General features: G+C 74.9%; 14 protein-coding genes. 8 read left to right on the plus strand and 6 right to left on the minus strand.

The window, feature by feature from the left end:
• Positions 1 to 106 precede the first annotated feature (106 nt).
• Positions 107 to 1,387, plus strand: a complete 1,281-nt coding sequence (locus ACGF7U_RS03165; protein WP_393102418.1) for a thymidine phosphorylase — start codon at positions 107 to 109, stop codon at positions 1,385 to 1,387.
• Between the two features lie 111 nt (positions 1,388 to 1,498).
• Positions 1,499 to 2,179, plus strand: a complete 681-nt coding sequence (locus ACGF7U_RS03170) for a DUF4272 domain-containing protein (protein ID WP_393102419.1) — start codon at positions 1,499 to 1,501, stop codon at positions 2,177 to 2,179.
• Positions 2,180 to 2,239: 60 nt separating this feature from the next.
• On the opposite strand, the gene ACGF7U_RS03175 is transcribed toward ACGF7U_RS03170, so the two are convergent.
• The 5 genes from ACGF7U_RS03175 to ACGF7U_RS03195 all read right to left on the minus strand — a co-directional run bounded on the left by ACGF7U_RS03175 (position 2,240) and on the right by ACGF7U_RS03195 (position 7,740).
• Complete coding sequence (locus tag ACGF7U_RS03175) at positions 2,240 to 3,115, minus strand: putative RNA methyltransferase (protein WP_393102420.1); 876 nt, start codon at positions 3,113 to 3,115, stop codon at positions 2,240 to 2,242.
• A gap of 1 nt (position 3,116) precedes the next feature.
• Positions 3,117 to 3,761, minus strand: coding sequence for a LuxR C-terminal-related transcriptional regulator (locus ACGF7U_RS03180; RefSeq protein ID WP_393102421.1), 645 nt, complete (start codon positions 3,759 to 3,761; stop codon positions 3,117 to 3,119).
• Positions 3,749 to 4,966, minus strand: a complete 1,218-nt coding sequence (locus ACGF7U_RS03185) for a sensor histidine kinase (RefSeq protein WP_393102422.1) — start codon at positions 4,964 to 4,966, stop codon at positions 3,749 to 3,751. Before ACGF7U_RS03185 ends, ACGF7U_RS03180 begins: the two co-directional genes overlap by 13 nt.
• Positions 4,963 to 7,152: an MMPL family transporter gene (locus tag ACGF7U_RS03190; RefSeq protein WP_393102423.1), complete on the minus strand. Its 2,190-nt coding sequence runs from the start codon at positions 7,150 to 7,152 to the stop codon at positions 4,963 to 4,965. Before ACGF7U_RS03190 ends, ACGF7U_RS03185 begins: the two co-directional genes overlap by 4 nt.
• A 114-nt stretch (positions 7,153 to 7,266) precedes the next feature.
• A complete protein-coding gene (locus ACGF7U_RS03195; RefSeq protein ID WP_393102424.1) occupies positions 7,267 to 7,740 on the minus strand; it encodes a MarR family winged helix-turn-helix transcriptional regulator in 474 nt (157 codons plus the stop codon).
• Positions 7,741 to 7,799: 59 nt separating this feature from the next.
• Here ACGF7U_RS03195 and ACGF7U_RS03200 point away from each other — a divergent pair, with 59 nt between their 5' ends.
• From ACGF7U_RS03200 to ACGF7U_RS03215, 4 genes are all read left to right on the plus strand, one after another.
• Positions 7,800 to 8,429 (plus strand): YitT family protein, encoded by a 630-nt coding sequence (locus ACGF7U_RS03200; protein ID WP_393102425.1) that lies wholly within the window; start codon positions 7,800 to 7,802, stop codon positions 8,427 to 8,429.
• Positions 8,417 to 8,986, plus strand: coding sequence for an NADPH-dependent FMN reductase (locus ACGF7U_RS03205; RefSeq protein ID WP_393102426.1), 570 nt, complete (start codon positions 8,417 to 8,419; stop codon positions 8,984 to 8,986). Before ACGF7U_RS03200 ends, ACGF7U_RS03205 begins: the two co-directional genes overlap by 13 nt.
• Positions 8,983 to 9,396, plus strand: a complete 414-nt coding sequence (locus ACGF7U_RS03210; protein WP_393102427.1) for a PPOX class F420-dependent oxidoreductase — start codon at positions 8,983 to 8,985, stop codon at positions 9,394 to 9,396. The genes ACGF7U_RS03205 and ACGF7U_RS03210 overlap by 4 nt, the downstream gene beginning before the upstream one ends.
• Before the next feature lie 114 nt (positions 9,397 to 9,510).
• Positions 9,511 to 10,590: an adenosine deaminase gene (locus ACGF7U_RS03215; protein ID WP_393102428.1), complete on the plus strand. Its 1,080-nt coding sequence runs from the start codon at positions 9,511 to 9,513 to the stop codon at positions 10,588 to 10,590.
• 20 nt (positions 10,591 to 10,610) lie between these two features.
• Here ACGF7U_RS03215 and ACGF7U_RS03220 read toward each other — a convergent pair whose 3' ends face one another.
• Complete coding sequence (locus ACGF7U_RS03220; RefSeq protein WP_393102429.1) at positions 10,611 to 11,132, minus strand: ATP-binding protein; 522 nt, start codon at positions 11,130 to 11,132, stop codon at positions 10,611 to 10,613.
• 277 nt (positions 11,133 to 11,409) lie between these two features.
• On the opposite strand from ACGF7U_RS03220, the gene ACGF7U_RS03225 reads away from it, so the two are divergent.
• Entirely contained in the window at positions 11,410 to 15,021 is a 3,612-nt protein-coding gene (locus tag ACGF7U_RS03225) for a nitrate- and nitrite sensing domain-containing protein (RefSeq protein ID WP_393102430.1), read from the plus strand.
• Positions 15,018 to 15,422 carry a roadblock/LC7 domain-containing protein gene (locus tag ACGF7U_RS03230; protein ID WP_067370442.1) on the plus strand — a complete coding sequence of 135 codons (405 nt, stop codon included), beginning with the start codon at positions 15,018 to 15,020 and terminating at the stop codon, positions 15,420 to 15,422. Before ACGF7U_RS03225 ends, ACGF7U_RS03230 begins: the two co-directional genes overlap by 4 nt.
• The last annotated feature ends 59 nt before the right edge of the window (positions 15,423 to 15,481 follow it).

Consider the following 15,481-nt stretch of genomic DNA (forward strand, 5'->3'; position numbering starts at 1 on the left):
CTCCGGGCGGTCAGGCTTGATCCCTCCGCCGGGGCACGGTCGGCCCATCCCTGGTGGGCGCGGTCCGCGAACCGGTATCGCCATAACGACGAGGAAGATCTTTGTGATGAATGGTTTTGCGGCGGTTGACGTCATTCGGGCGAAGCGGGACGGGGGTGTGCTCTCCGACGCGCAGATCGACTGGGTGGTGGACGCGTACACCCGGGGGCTGGTCGCCGACGAGCAGATGTCGGCGCTGGCCATGGCGATCCTGCTGCGCGGCATGACCGGGCCGGAGATCGCCCGGTGGACCGCCGCGATGATCGCCAGCGGGGAGCGGCTCGACCTCTCCGCGGTCGACCGGCCGACCGTCGACAAGCACTCCACCGGCGGCGTCGGTGACAAGATCACCCTTCCGCTGACCCCGCTCGTGGCGGCGTGCGGCGCGGCCGTGCCGCAGCTCAGCGGGCGCGGCCTCGGGCACACCGGCGGCACGCTGGACAAGCTGGAGTCCATCCCCGGCTGGCGGGCGGCGCTGCGCAACGACGAGTTCATCGCCCAGCTCCAGGACGTGGGCGCGGTGATCTGCGCGGCCGGTGCGGGGCTCGCCCCCGCCGACCGCAAGCTGTACGCGCTGCGCGACGTGACCGGCACCGTCGAGGCCATTCCGCTGATCGCCAGCTCCATCATGAGCAAGAAGATCGCCGAGGGCACCGGCGCGCTCGTGCTCGACGTGAAGGTCGGCTCCGGCGCGTTCATGAAGTCCGTGGAGCACGCCCGTGAGCTGGCCCGGACGATGGTCGAGCTGGGTGGCGCGCACGGTGTGCGCACCGTCGCCCTGCTCACCGACATGTCCACCCCGCTCGGCCTGGCCATCGGCAACGCCGTCGAGGTGACCGAGTCGGTCGAGGTGCTGGCGGGGGGCGGCCCCGCCGACGTGGTCGAGCTGACCCTGGCGCTGGCCCGCGAGATGCTCGACGCGGCCGGGCTGCCCGACGCCGACCCGGCGGCCGCCTTGCGCGACGGCCGGGCGATGGACTCGTGGCGCGCGATGATCCGCGCCCAGGGCGGCGACCCGGACGCCCCGATGCCGACCGCGAACGAGGTGGAGGTGGTCCGCGCGGACGCGGACGGCTTCGTCGCCGCGATCGACGCGTACGACATGGGCATCGCCGCCTGGCGGCTCGGCGCCGGGCGGGCCCGCAAGGAGGACCCGGTCAGCGTGCCGGCGGGGGTCGTGCTGCACAAGCGCCCGGGCGACCCGGTGCGCGCCGGCGACCCCCTGTACGAGCTGCGCGCGGAGCACGCCGCCCGGATCCTCGCGGCGCGGGACGACGCCGCGCGCGCGGTGCGGATCTCGCCGGTCGCGCCCGCCGCGACGCCGCTGGTCATCGAGCGGATCGGCTGAGCCCGGCGGTCGTCGGGGCGGCGTGGTGCCGCCCGGCTCGGACCGCTATCCTCCCTGGCCAGGGGGGACAACCGGCGCCGAGTCGTCGCGAGCAGACAGGACATTTCCGCCGTGACCGTACCTGCCCCCGATCCACGGGAGGTGCGTGAGGCGAGCCTGGACGAGTTGTCCCGGCTGCGTCTCCCGCTGCCGCCACCCCAGTTCCCGCTCGTGTGGGAGCCCGGCGACCAGATCGAGCTGCGCCCGACGGCCGAGATCGAGGCCCGGATCGCCGTGCTGCACCTGATCCTGGCGCGCTGCTTCGGGATGCCGCCGCAGGCGGCGATGAGCTGGCTGCTCGCCTCGCACCTCGTCGACATGGTCACGCCGCCGGAGTGGCAGTTCGTGACCGGCGGCAAGGGCGACCACCGGTCGTTCGTGCTGCACCACGACGCGCTCTTCGCGCTGGCCTGGGTGCTCGGCCTGACCAAGCAGCTCGACCCGACGCTGCCGGTGGACGAGCGGCTGGTGGAGCGGATGCCGCACATCCCGGGCGGGGAGACCTTCGGCCAGTGGCGCGCCCGGATCCTCGCCGCCCCGCAGCACCCCGCCGACGCGGCGGCGCTGCTCGACCTGCACTACTGCCTGGACTGGGCGTACCTGGAGACGGAGCGGGCCGGCCGGACGCCGCCCGGCCTGGTGGACGCCAACGCGATCGGCCAGCGCCGCTGGGCGCTGGAGTGGGCGGTGATCCTGCGGGGGCCCTACCATGACGAGCCCCCGGGCTGGGAAGAGGTCGACCTCTCCACCTGAGCCCGCCCGCCCGGCGTTGGCCGCGGCCGGGCCGGCGCCGGGCGGCGGGCCGCGGCCGGGTCAGCGGGGGGCCGGCCGCCAGACCGTGAGCCGCACCGCGACGCTCACCCGGACCGGCTCGGGGAGCGCGGTGAGACGGGCGGCGAGCCCGGCCGGGTCGGTGTGCCAGGCGCTGGGGCCCATCCCGACCAGCGTGGCGACCTCCGGCCCGGTCAGCGCCAGCGCCCGCCGGTGCTCGGCCGTCGCCACCTCGGTGAAGCGCCCGCCGAGGCTCTCGGCGACCCGGTCCGCCTTGTCCGGGTCGACGCGGAGCAGGCCGAGCGCGCCGACCAGCTCGGCGAGGTGGTCCTCGGCCGGCGTCACCACCAGCAGGGACCCGTCCGGGTCGAGGACCCGGTGGAACTCCGCGCCGTTGCGCGGGGCGAAGACGTTCAGCAGCACGGCGGTGCCGGCGTCGGCCAGCGGCAGCCGCTGCCAGGTGTCGGCCAGCGCCGCCGCGGCGCGGGGGTGCGCCCGCGCGGCCCGACGCAGTGCCGGCTTCGACACGTCCAGGGCCAGGCCCATGGCGTCCGGCAGGGCCGCCAGCACCGCCGCGAGGTGCCGGCCCGTCCCCGCCCCGGCGTCCACCACCAGGGGGTACGCCTCCGGCCGCGCCGCGCGGACCCGGCCGACGGCGTCCGTCGCGGCCGCGGCGAGGGCCGCCGAGATCAGGTCGTAGTGCCCGGCGGCCAGGAAATCGGCGCGGGCGGCCACCATCTCGGCGGTGTCCCCGGCGTGCGGGGCACGGCCGGCGAGGAGGTTGACGTAGCCCTGCCGGGCGACGTCGAAGCTGTGCCGGCGCGGGCAGCGCAGCGCGCGGGCGGTGCCGGCGGTGGCCTCGGCCAGCGGCTGGCCGCACACCGGGCATCGGAGCCGGTCGACGATGCGGGTGTCCACGTCAGGCGTCCAGGTAGGTCAGCACGGCGCGGACCCGGCGGTGGTCGTCGTCGCAGTCGCGCAGGTCGAGCTTCGCGAAGATCGAGTTGATGTGCTTGCTGACCGCCTTCTCGGTGATCACCAGGCGCTGCGCGATCGCCCCGTTCGAGCGGCCCTCGGCCATCAGCGCCAGCACCTCGTGCTCGCGCGGGGTCAGCCGGCGCAGTGGCGCGGCGCGGGTCGGCCGGGCGAGCAGCTGTGCGACCACCTCCGGGTCCATCGCCATCCCGCCCCCGGCCACCCGGTGTACGGCGGCGACGAACTGCGCGACGTCGGCCACCCGGTCCTTGAGCAGGTAACCCACCGCGCCCGCGCCGTCGGAGAGCAGCTCCCGGGCGTAGAGCTGCTCGACGTACTGGGAGAGGACCAGCACCGGCAGGCCGGGAATCCGTGCCCGGGCGGCCAGCGCGGCCCGCAGCCCCTCGTCGGTGTGGGTCGGCGGCAGGCGGACATCCACCACGGCCACGTCGGGGCGGTGCTCCAGCAGGGCGGCGAGCAGCTCGTCGCCGGTCTCCACGGCGGCCACCACCTCGTCGCCGTACGCGGTGAGCAGCCGGATCAGCCCGTCGCGCAGCAGCACCAGGTCCTCGGCGATCACGATCCGCACGGCAGCTCCACGTCGACCACGGTAGGCCCACCGTCCGGGGAGGTGATCCGGACCCGGCCGTCGAAGACGGCGAGGCGCCGCCGGATGCCGGCCAGCCCGGTGCCCCGCGCCGGGTCGGCGCCGCCCCGGCCGTCGTCGGAGACGGTCAGCCGGACCGTGGCGTCCGCCCGGCGCAGCCGCACCGCCACCCGGTCCGCCCCGCTGTGCCGGGCGGCGTTGGTGATCAGCTCCGCAACGGTGAAGTAGAGCGCCGACTCCAGCGGCGGCGGCAGCCGCTCGGGCAGGTCGACGTCCAGGTCGACCGGGAGGGCCGCGCCGAGGGCGAGGGCGGCGACGCCCCCGGCCAGCCCCCGGTCGGCCAGCACCGGCGGATGGATGCCGCGGACCACGTCGCGCAGCTCGGCCAGGGCGGTGCCGGCGGCCGAGCGGGCCTCGGTGACCAGCCCGCGGGCCGCCTCCGGGTCCCGCGCCAGCAGCTCCTCGGCGAGACCGAGGTTCATCGCCATCGCCACCAGCCGCGCCTGCGCGCCGTCGTGCAGGTCCCGCTCGATCCGGCGCAGCTCGGCCGCCTGCGCGTCGACGGTCTGCGCCCGGGTGTCGGTCAGCTCCTCCACCCGCTCGGCGAGGGCCGCGCGGGCGGTCGGCGCGAGCAGGGCCCGGGTCAGCCGGTCGTCCAGGTGGAGCAGCCCTCGGGGCAGCCAGTACGCGCCGACCGCCACCAGCAGCCCGGCCACCACTGCCAGCCCGGCGTTGCGGAGGGAGTCGATCGGCACGCCCAGGTAGTTGTCGACCGCGCCGGGCGCCACCGCGTGGATCAGCGGCAGGGCGAGGCCCTGCGCGGCGCCGAGCCAGAGCCCCACCGCCAGCACCAGGGCGGCCGGGGCGAAGCAGAAGTGCGCGAACAGGAACGCGAGATCCCGATAGGTGGCCGGGTCGCCGGCCATCGTTCGCAGCCGGGCAGCCAGCCCGCCGTCCACCGGCCGGTACGGGGACCGGACCGGCGGGCCCGGCACCCGGTGGCGCTGCCGGTCCAGCAGCGCCCGGGTGCCGGTGAGGGTGCGGTCGAGCAGGGGCAGGCCGACCCAGAGCAGGCTGAGCCCGGCGGTGAGGAGCGTGGTCAGTGCGAATCCGATGCCCACGCAGGCCAGCCCCGCCGCGACAGCCAGCCGGTTCAGCTCGCGCCATGCCCGCCGCACCCCGCTCATCGGGCCATTGTCCCAGCCGTCGCGGCCTGCTCCGGCGGCGTGGGTGCCAAGGCGGTCCCGGGCGCGACGCCCGCCGGCGGCAGGAGCGCCGCTCCGGGCTCGGGGCGGGTCCGCGCCGGCCAGAAGGCCGCCCGGCCGGTGAGGGCGGCCGCCGCCGGCACCAGCAGCCAGGACAGGCCGAAGGTGGCGATCAGCACGCCGACGGCGACGGCGAACCCGATCTGGGCCATCATCGGCGACGCCACGAGCACCCCGAAGCTGCCCGCCAGGATCACCCCGGCCGCCGCGACCGCCGGTCCGGCCCGGCGTACGGCCTCCTCGGCGGCCTGCCGGGGCGAGCGGCCGGCGCGCAGTTCCTCCCGCAGCCGGGCGATCATCAGGATGTTGTAGTCGGTGCCGATCGCGGTGACGAAGAGGAACACGACAAGCGGCAGTTGGAAGTTGAGCCCGGCCTGGCCGCCGACGACCTGGAACGCCAGCACGCTGGTGCCGAGGGTGGCCGCGAAGCCGAGCGCGACGGCGGCGAGCAGGCCCAGCGAGGCGAGCAGCCCGCGCAGCATGAGCAGCAGGAGCAGGCCGATCAGCCCGGCGGCCACGGGGAACACCAGCCGCAGGTCCTCGTCGAGCACGGCGCGGACGTCGGCGAAGGTGGCGGTCTCCCCGCCGACGTACGCGCGGGTGCCGGGCGGCGCCGCGGCGTGCGCCGCCGGCCGCAACTGGGCCTCCACGGCGTCGATCGCCCGTTGCGAGTACGGCGGCTCGGCGAGCAGCAGCCGCACCCGCGCCACGCCGTCGACGATCTCGACGCCGGCCGGGGCCGCCACGATCGGCACCTCGCCGAGCCGTTCGGCAAACCGCTCGGCGCCGGCCGCGTCCACCCCGGCGCCGGTGAGGTAGACGTCGGTGGGGGAGAGGGTCCCGGCGGGCAGCCCCGAGCGGAGCCAGTCCAGGGCCTCGGCCGACTCGGAGCCGGTCGGCAGCGCGTCGAGTTCGTAGCTCGGCCGGTGGTGCAGCGCGCCGAGGCCGAGCAGCGCGAGCGCGGCGACCGTGGTCAGCACGACCCGGGCGGGCCGGCGGGCGACCAGCCGGCCGGCGCGGGCCGCCAGGCCCGTCGGCGCGGCGGCGCCGTGCCCCGGCGTCCGGCCGTCGCCCGGCGCGACGAGCTTCGCCGGCCAGTACGCCCGCCGCCCGAGCAGCGAGTAGACCGCGGGGAAGAGGGTCAGCGCGGCGGCCACCATGAGCAGGACGGCGACAGCCAGGGCCGGCCCGAGCACCCGGAAGGAGGCGAGCCGGGAGAGCACCAGCGCGCCGAACGCCACCGCCACGACCAGCGCGGACACGGTGACCGCGCCGCCGATCCGGCCGACCGCGTGGACCATCGCGGCGCGCCGGTCCTCGCCGGCCCGGAGCCGTTCCCGGTAGCGGAAGAGCAGGAAGACCGCGTAGTCGGTGCCGATGCCGAGCAGGACGACCGGGAGCAGGCCCGTGGTGGAGGCGTCCAGGGCGTACCCGAAGACCTTCCCGCCGAGGGCGAGCAGGCCGGTGGCGGCCTGCGCGACCAGCAGCACCAGGAACAGGTTGAGCAGCGCGATCGTCGGGCTGCGGAAGACGACGAGCAGCAGGACCAGGATCACCAGCATCATGGCGCCGTTGACGATCATGTCGAGGAGGAAGCTGTCGGCGGCGCCGGCGGCCTCGCCGGTCCAGCCGGCGACCAGGCCGCTGCCGGCCAGCGCGTCGTCGGTGGCGTCCCGCAGCTTCCCGACGGCCTGGATGGTGGCCTCGTCGTGCGCGTCGCCGGTCAGGCGCGCCTCGGCCAGCCGCAGCCGCCCGTCGGGGGCGGTCGCGCCCGGGGTCACTCCGGTGACGCCGGCGACCCGCAGTTCCTGCGGCAGCCCGTCGATCCGGGCGCTGTCGTCGGGGGTCAACGGCGCCCCGTCGGCCCGGCGGACGACCAGCACCGCGCTGGTGCCCGGCTGGTCGGGGAAGATCCGGGCGGCGATGCCGGCGGCCCGCGCGGACTCGTAGCGGGCCGGCAGGAAGTCGGCCTGGCTGTCGGCGGGGCGTGGGCCCGCCGGCCCGTAGACGGCGAAGGTGGCGGCGGTCAGTGCGGCGATGGCGAGCAGCCAGCCGGCGATCACCCGCCCCGGACGGCGGACCACCGCTGTGGCCAATGTCGTGAACACGTGCAACTCTCCCCGCGTCGGCTTTCCTTGTCGCCGCTGACGCTAGGCAGCCGGACGGGTCGATTCGATGGTGCGCGCACGCCAGTCCGATGGTGGTGCCCGCACCACCATCGGTCAGCCTCGCGCGCCGTCCAGGCCGGTGAGGTGGTCGACGACGCGGTGGGTCAGCGCGTCCAGCGCGGCGACCTCGTCGGGGGTCAGCAGGTCGATCAGGTGCCGGCGGACCGCCGCCACGTGGCCGGGGGCGGCGGCCTCGATCGCACGCCGGCCCTCGGCGGTGAGCACGACGACCGCGCCCCGACCGTCGGTCGCGCACTCCTCGCGGGTGACCAGGCCGCGCTGCTGCATCCGGGTCAGGTGGTGGGAGAGCCGGCTGCGGGACCACAGCATCCGGTCGGCCAGCTCGCTGAGGCGCAGCCGCTGGTCGGGAGTCTCGGAGAGGTCGGACAGGACGTCGTAGTCCGGCTCGGACAGGCCGGCGTCCCGCGCGAGTTCGCGGGCCAGCTCCAGGTCGAGGAGGCGGCGCATCCGCCGGTACCCCCGCCAGGCGCGCTGCTCCCGCTCGTCGAGCCAGCGTGGTTGCTCCATGCCGACCATCGTAGCCATCTGGTTGACATGTCATCAACGGGCCTCCTAGGGTGAGTGACATGTCAACCAGATTGCCGGGCCGGCTGGCCCGTCTGCTGAGCGGCCTCGTGCTGTTCGGCGTCAGCGTGGCCCTGATGGTCCGCGCCGACCTTGGCCTCGCGTCCTGGGACGTGCTGCACCAGGGGCTCGCCGAGCGGACCGGGCTACCCCTCGGCCAGGTGGTCAACCTGGTCGCCGTGGTCGTGCTGCTGCTCTGGATCCCGCTGCGGCAGCGCCCCGGCTTCGGCACCCTCGCGAACGTGGTGGTGGTCGGGTTCGCCGCCGACGCCGCGCTCGTCCTCCTGCCGCCGGTGCTCCCGGTCGCCGGCCGGATCGGCCTGCTGGTCGCCGGCATCCTGCTCAACGGGCTCGCCACGGCCCTCTACCTCGGGGCACGACTCGGGCCCGGGCCGCGCGACGGTCTGATGACCGGACTGGCCGCCCGCGGCCTGCCGATCGGGCGGGTACGCACGGCCATCGAGCTCGGCGTACTCGCGCTGGGCTGGGCGCTCGGCGGCACCGTCGGTCCCGGCACCCTCCTCTTCGCCGTCAGCATCGGGCCGCTGGCGCAGCACCTCATCCCGAAGTTCACCGTGCCGGCCCAGAGCCGGCCCGCCACCACAGGAGCGACACCGCCATGCCTCGTCTGAACGTCATCGTCGCCAGCACCCGACCGGGCCGCGTGGGCCGCCGGATCGGCGACTGGTTCACCGCCGTCGCCACCGCGCACGACGCCTTCGATGACGTACGCCTCGTCGACCTCGCCGAGGTGGCCCTGCCCTTCCACGACGAGCCGCACCACCCGTCCGAGGGGCGTTACCTGCACCGGCACACCCGGGAGTGGAGCGCCACCGTCGCCGCCGGGGACGCCTTCGTCTTCGTGATGCCGGAGTACAACTACGGCTTCAGCGCGCCGTTGAAGAACGCGATCGACTACCTCTACACCGAGTGGCAGTACAAGCCGGTCGGCTTCGTCAGCTACGGCATGAGCTCCGGCGGCCTGCGCGCGGTCCAGATGATCAAGCAGGTGGTGACCACCCTCAAGATGATGCCGGCCAACGAGGCGGTGACCGTGTTCCTGCGGCAGGCACTCGACGACACCGGGGAGCTGGTGCCGGACCCGGCGCGCGACGCCGCCGCCACGGTGATGCTCGACGAGGTCGCCCGGCTGGCCGCCGCCCTCGCCCCGCTGCGGGTGCCGGCGTGACCGCGCGGCTGTGGGAGCTGTTCGGCGAGCGCGGCCGGGGCGTCCTGGTCACGCTGCGCCGGGACGGCCGGCCCCAGCTCTCCAACGTCGACTACCTGGCCGAGCCCGGCCTCATCCGGTGCTCCACGGCCGCCGGCCGGGCCAAGGTGCGCAACCTGCGACGCGACCCCCGGGTCAGCTTCCACGTCACCACCGCCGACGGCGGGGCGTACGCCGTGGCGGAGGGGACGGCGATCCTCACGCCGCCGGCGGCGGCCCCCGACGACGCCACCGTCGAGGAACTGGTCGAGGTCTACCGGCGGATCCGCGGCGAGCACCCCGACTGGGCCGACTACCGGGCGGCGATGGTCGCCGACGGGCGGTTGGTGCTCCGGCTCGCCGTCGACCGGGTGTACGGCTGGCGTCCCTGACGCCCGCGGCGCCGGCCCGACCGGCCGGCGCCGCGGGCGGCCGACCGGGGGCGCGTGCCGTCGGTCTCCGCCGGTCGCGTCGGCGGGCGGATCGGGGCCGACTAGGGTCTGGGCATGGTCGCGACTATCCGTTACGAGGACATCGTCAAGGTCCCGAAGGCGCTGCTGCACGATCACCTCGACGGCGGCCTGCGGCCGGCGACGATCGTCGAGCTGGCCGCCGAGGCGGACCACGAGCTGCCCACCACCGACGCCGAGGCGCTCGGCCGGTGGTTCGTCGAGGCGGCCGACTCCGGTTCGCTGGAGCGCTACCTGGAGACGTTCGCGCACACCGTCGCCGTCATGCAGACCGCGTCGGCGCTGCGCCGGGTGGCCCGCGAGTGCGCCCAGGACCTGGCCGCCGACGGGGTGGTCTACGCCGAGGTGCGGTTCGCCCCCGAGCAGCACCTGGAGCGGGACCTGACCCTGGACGAGGTGGTCGAGGCGGTGCTGGCCGGCTTCGTGGAGGGCAGCGCGCTGGCCGCCGAGGCGGGCACCCCGATCCGGGTCGGCACGCTGCTCACCGCGATGCGGCACGCCGCCCGGTCGCAGGAGATCGCCGAGCTGGCCGTACGGCACCGGGACTCCGGGGTGGTCGGCTTCGACATCGCCGGCGCCGAGGCGGGCTTCCCGCCCACCCGGCACCTGGACGCCTTCGAGTACCTCCAGCGGGAGAACTTCCACTTCACCATCCACGCCGGCGAGGCGTTCGGCCTGCCCTCGATCTGGCAGGCGATCCAGTGGTGCGGGGCCGACCGGCTCGGCCACGGGGTGCGGATCGTGGACGACATCACGCCCGGCCCGGAGCCGGTGCTCGGCCGGCTGGCCGCGTACGTGCGGGACAAGCGCATCCCGCTGGAGCTCTGCCCGTCGTCGAACGTGCAGACCGGCGCCGCCGCCTCGATCGCCGACCACCCGATCGGGCTGCTGCGGGACCTGCGGTTCCGGGTCACGGTCAACACCGACAACCGGCTGATGAGCGGCACCTCGATGTCGCGGGAGATGGCCCTGCTGGTGGACGCCTTCGGCTATGGCTGGAAGGAACTCCAGTGGTTCACCATCAACGCGATGAAGAGCGCCTTCATCCCGTTCGACGAGCGCCTGAAGATCATCGACGAGGTGATCAAGCCGGCGTACGCCAAGCTGCTGGGCTGAGCGCCGGCGGGCCGCCGCGGTCAGGGGCGATGCGGGTGGCCGGCGAGCAGGCCGGCCACCCGGCGCAGCACCTCACCCGCCCGGGCGGCCTCGGCGCCGAGGCCGGTCTGCCGGCGCAGCACGGCCGGCTCGGCGCGCAGCAGCGTCAACCCCCGGCGGACCAGCACCCGGGGCGCCTTGCGCTGCTCCGAGAGGTCGCGGGCCAGCCGGCGGACGAAGGTCGCGCCGCGCGGGCGGCGCAGGGCGTACGCGCCGGCGAGCACCCCGCGGCGGCGGCACTCCTCGACGATCTCGGCGGCGAAAATCCCTTCGGCCACGAAAAGTGGCGAACCGGCGACGTCGAATGACCGGGTGGTCACCCGGCGGTCCTCACCGATCGCATAAACCGGCACATCGGCCTTGCCATCCCTGGCCAGTCGGGCAATCGTCGCCACGGCCGCCTCGGCGTCCCAGGACCGGGGCGACTCCCAGTCCACCAGGCCGTTCCGGCGCGGCAACGTAGGGTCGTCGCCGTCCTTGTAGAAGTCGTCCAGACACAGCACCGGAAGGCCGGTTCGTTGCGCTATGTACGACTTTCCCGAGCCGGAGGGGCCGGCGAGGAGGACAACGCGGTGAGGGTGATTCATTACCTTCAGTGACTCCGGCCAGACGGACTGCGATCAAATTGCATCAACATCTCATCACACCCCGCGTGACGGCCAACCTGGGCTTTCTCTTTTAGGGGTGGCGTGATGGAATCTCGGATGGTCCGACCCGCCGGGTCGGCCGCTGGGCGTTGTCCAGGGGCAACGCGGGCGCTGGAATGTCGAGGGCGGTGACGTGAGCAAACGGCCAAAGACGGCGGGCTCCTTCCTGTCGCGTCTGCGCCGGCCGGCCGGCCGGCTCCGCGACATGCCGATCTGGTCCAAGCTCGGTCTCATCATGATCGTGCCGACCATCGCCACGGTCGTCGTGGGCACCAGCGGCCTGGTGGACCACCTGGAGACGCTCAACAATGCCAACCGGGCCGGTGATCTGGCCAATCTCGTCGGCTACTCGGGTGACCTGGTCGACACACTCCAGGACGAGCGGACCAACGCGCTGCGCCTGCTGGGCGTGCCGAAGGGCCAGGACGCGGCCCGTTTCAAGCAGGCGTACGAGCAGGCCAACGGCCGGGTCGACAAGGCCAAGGGGCCGTACTCCCAGCAGCGCGGCGAGGTCGAGGACCTCCCGGCCAACTTCGAGAGCCTGCTGCGCGAGATCGACCAGACCCTGACCGACCTCCCCGGCACCCGCAGCCAGGTCTTCAACGGCAAGCTCGGGCTCGTCCCGGCGATGCAGGCGTACGACGGCCTCATCGACAACCTGCTCAGCGTCCGCGACTCCGCCACCCAACTCGCCGGCGACAACGAGCTGAGCGACCAGATGCGCGCCGCGACCGCCACCGCCCGGAACAAGGAGTTCCTGTCCCGCCGCCGGGACGTCGTGCACCGCGCGTTCATCCAGCAGCGCCTCACCCCGAACCTGCGCAACGAGTACATCGCCGCCAGCACCGGCTCCAGCCAGTGGCTGCAGAGCTTCCGGGTGGTGGCCAGCCAGCCCGAGCAGGAGTACTACGCGCAGGTGGTCGCCGGCCCCGACCTGCGCGAGGCGAACACCTACAACAGTTGGCTCAACGGCATCACCACAGCCGACAGCCTGACCGGCGCGCCGTTCAACGCGGACGAGTGGGACGCGGCCATGGTGGCCAACGCCAAGCTCATCCGCACGGTCGAGTCGAAGATCGACAGCGACGTCGTCGCGGTCGCCGACGACCTGCGCTCCGACGTGCAGCGCCAGGTGTTCCTGGAGACCGGCCTGCTGCTCAGCATGCTGCTGCTGGCCATCCTCTTCGCCTACCTGGTCGCCCGCTCGATGGCCCGCTCGCTGCGCGACCTGCGGCAGGGCGCCCTCTCCATCGCCCAGTACGGTCTGCCCCAGGCCGTGGCCCGACTGCGCGACCCCCAGGTCACCGGCCAGCTCTCCCCGGTGCAGCTCGCCAACCAGATCGCCGAGCCGCTGCCGGTGCGCAGCAAGGACGAGTTCGGCCAGGTGACCGAGGCGTTCAACGCGGTCCACCTGGAGGCGGTCCGCACCGCCGCCGAGCAGGCCGCGCTGCGCGCGTCCGTCGCGACGATGTTCGTCAACCTGGCCCGCCGGTCGCAGATCCTGGTCGACCGCCTGATCGGTCACCTGGACCGGCTGGAGCGCGGCGAGGAGGACCCGGACCGGCTGGCCGAGCTGTTCCAGCTCGACCACCTGGCCACCCGGATGCGCCGCAACGACGAGAACCTCCTGGTGCTCGCCGGCGCCGACTCCACCCGCGTGCAGCGGGAGCCCGCCGCCCTGATCGACGTGCTCCGGGCGGCCCAGTCCGAGGTCGAGCACTACACCCGGATCGAGTTCGGGGTGATCGACCGCGACATCGAGGTCGCCGCGCACGCCGTCAACGACCTGGTGCACCTGGTCGCCGAGCTGTTCGACAACGCCACCGCGTTCTCGCCGCCCGACTCGCACGTCATGGTCGAGGCCCGCCGGGTCGGCGACCGCGCGTCGCTGTACGTGGAGGACCGGGGCATCGGCATCAGCCCCGAGCAGCTCCACGATCTCAACGAGCGGCTCGCCACGCCGCCGCAGGTGGATGTCGCCGTCTCGCGGATGATGGGCCTGGTCGTGGTCGCCCGGCTGGCGTCCCGACACGGCGTCAAGGTCGAGCTGCGGCCCGGCACCGACCGGGGTACCGTCGCCGAGGTGGTCATGCCCACGTCGGTGCTCGTGCCCCGGGCGCTCTCCGGCCGTGTGCAGTCCTCGCCCGCGCTGCCCGCGCCGGGCGCCCAGTCGTCCGGCCCCGCGCCGGCGTTCGGCGGGCCGTCCTCGGCGTTCGGCGGGGCGTCCTCCGGCCCCGCCCCCGCGTTCGGCGGGCCGTCCTCCGGGCCCGCCCCGACCTTCGGCGCGCTGCCGGCGCTCGGCAGCCGCCCCGCAAACCCGATGCCGACCCAGCGCCCCGGCGAGTCCGGCAACCAGGTCACCCTGGGCGGCCGGCCGTTCGACCCGGCGCCGCGCAACGGCGCCGGCACGCCGGCCTCGACGCGCTCCATGCCGGCCTGGTCCGACCTGACCGGCGCCACCGGGACCACCAACGGCGAGTCCTTCCGGCCGCGCACGTCCAACGGCCAGCCGATCGATCCGCTGCCGCAGCGGCGCTCCGGCGACGACCCGGACACGACCGGCCAGCAGCCCGCCGTTCCGCGGCAGGTGCCCAGCAGCCCCGAGGCCCGGCCGTACTCGGCCCCGCCGGTCTCCGCGCCGCCGGTGCCCTACGCGGGCCCGCCGGTCTCGACCCCGCCGGTCCCGTACTCCGCCCCCCCGGTGTCCGGCCCGCCGGTCTCCGGCATGCCGGTCTCTGCGTCGCCCGTCTCCGGTCACCCGATCTCGGCCGCGCCGTCCTCCGGCCCGCCGGTCTCGGCGCCGCCGGCCGGTGCGCTGCCGCAGCGTCCGGTCCCCGGCACGTCCGGCCCGAGCACGCCGGCGCCGCCGGCCTGGCCGCCGGTCGCCGGCGCGGAGCGCGACCCGGTGACCCCGCCGGTGCCCGAGCGCCTCGCCGCCGCGCTGGACATGACCACCGAACTGCCGCGGGTGCCGCGCCCCGGCGCGGAGACCCCGACCGCCCAGGCTCCCGCGCCGGCCGCCGCCCCGGCGCCGGCCGCCCCGCCGGCGCGGCCGAGCACCCCGCAGCAGGCCCAGAACCGCCAGCGGTACGCGGACGAGACGATGGAGCTGCCGATCTTCCGGGAGCTCGAGTCGGCCTGGTTCCGTACCCGTCGGCCGGGCCCGGAGGAGGCGGCAGCGCCCGCCGCGAAGACGGCGGCCAACGGTGCCGCGACCCAGCAGTTCGCCCGGGTCGACGCCAGCGGTCGCGCCGTGCAGCAGACACCACCCGGGACAGGTAACGCACCGATGGCAGAGAAGCCGACGGCCGGAGGAGCGCCGCGCGAGAACGGATCGACGGTCAACGGGGGTGCCCGCCCCGGTGTCGCCGACAGTTTCGGTCACCGCCGGCCTCAGCAGCAGCAGGGCAGCGGCTGGCAGACCGCCGCCGACGACGGGTGGCGCGCGGCTTCGGCTGCGAGCGAGGTCCCGGTCGCGGCGACCACCTCGACGGGGCTGCCCAAGCGCACCCCGATGGCGCAGCTCGTGCCGGGCGCGGTGGAGAAGCCCACCACCTCGGTGCAGCGGCGTACGCCGGAGGGCGTCCGGGGCCTGCTCTCGGCGTACCACCGGGGCGTGCAGCGGGGGCGCACGCATCCGTCGGACAACCCGACCAACCCGGAGGCGACTCCGGGAGGGCAGCAATCCTCGCAGTCTGGCTCAGGCCCGGTGGCCGGGAGCGGGCAGAAGGAGCAAGAACGATGACAACTACGCAGGATCTCGGTTGGCTGCTGGCCAACTTCGCCGACCGGGTACCCGGTGTCGCGCACGCGGTCGCCGTCTCCGCGGACGGCCTGCTCCTCGCGTCGTCACGGGACCTCCCGCGTGACCGGGCCGACCAGCTGGCCGCGATCGCGTCCGGCCTGGTCAGCCTCACCCAGGGTGCGGCCCGCTGCTTCGAGGGAGGCGCGGTGCTGCAGACAGTGGTGGAGATGGACAATGGCTTCCTGTTCCTGATGTCCATCTCGGACGGCTCGTCGTTCGCGGTGCTCGCCGCCCGCAGCTGTGACGTCGGGCAGGTCGGCTACGAGATGGCCCTGCTGGTCGACCGGGTGGGCGACGCGCTGACCCCGCAGCCGCGCGCGGCAGCGGGCATGCTGGGCTGACGACCTGCTGACCGGTGAGGTCGGCGGGGCGACAACGACAACGACGACGGGCTCCCTCG

Origin of the sequence: Micromonospora sp. NPDC047670 (assembly GCF_043204915.1) — a bacterium.
GTDB lineage: Bacteria > Actinomycetota > Actinomycetes > Mycobacteriales > Micromonosporaceae > Micromonospora.

What these genes read in the sequence shown, in the direction of transcription:
- ACGF7U_RS03165 (WP_393102418.1), top strand. Translation starts at nt 107, where the DNA reads ATGAATGGTTTTGCGGCGGTTGACGTCATTCGGGCGAAGCGGGACGGG.
- ACGF7U_RS03185 (WP_393102422.1), bottom strand. Translation starts at nt 4,966, where the DNA reads ATGAGCGGGGTGCGGCGGGCATGGCGCGAGCTGAACCGGCTGGCTGTC.
- ACGF7U_RS03195 (WP_393102424.1), bottom strand. Translation starts at nt 7,740, where the DNA reads ATGGAGCAACCACGCTGGCTCGACGAGCGGGAGCAGCGCGCCTGGCGG.
- ACGF7U_RS03200 (WP_393102425.1), top strand. Translation starts at nt 7,800, where the DNA reads ATGTCAACCAGATTGCCGGGCCGGCTGGCCCGTCTGCTGAGCGGCCTC.
- ACGF7U_RS03205 (WP_393102426.1), top strand. Translation starts at nt 8,417, where the DNA reads ATGCCTCGTCTGAACGTCATCGTCGCCAGCACCCGACCGGGCCGCGTG.
- ACGF7U_RS03215 (WP_393102428.1), top strand. Translation starts at nt 9,511, where the DNA reads ATGGTCGCGACTATCCGTTACGAGGACATCGTCAAGGTCCCGAAGGCG.
- ACGF7U_RS03230 (WP_067370442.1), top strand. Translation starts at nt 15,018, where the DNA reads ATGACAACTACGCAGGATCTCGGTTGGCTGCTGGCCAACTTCGCCGAC.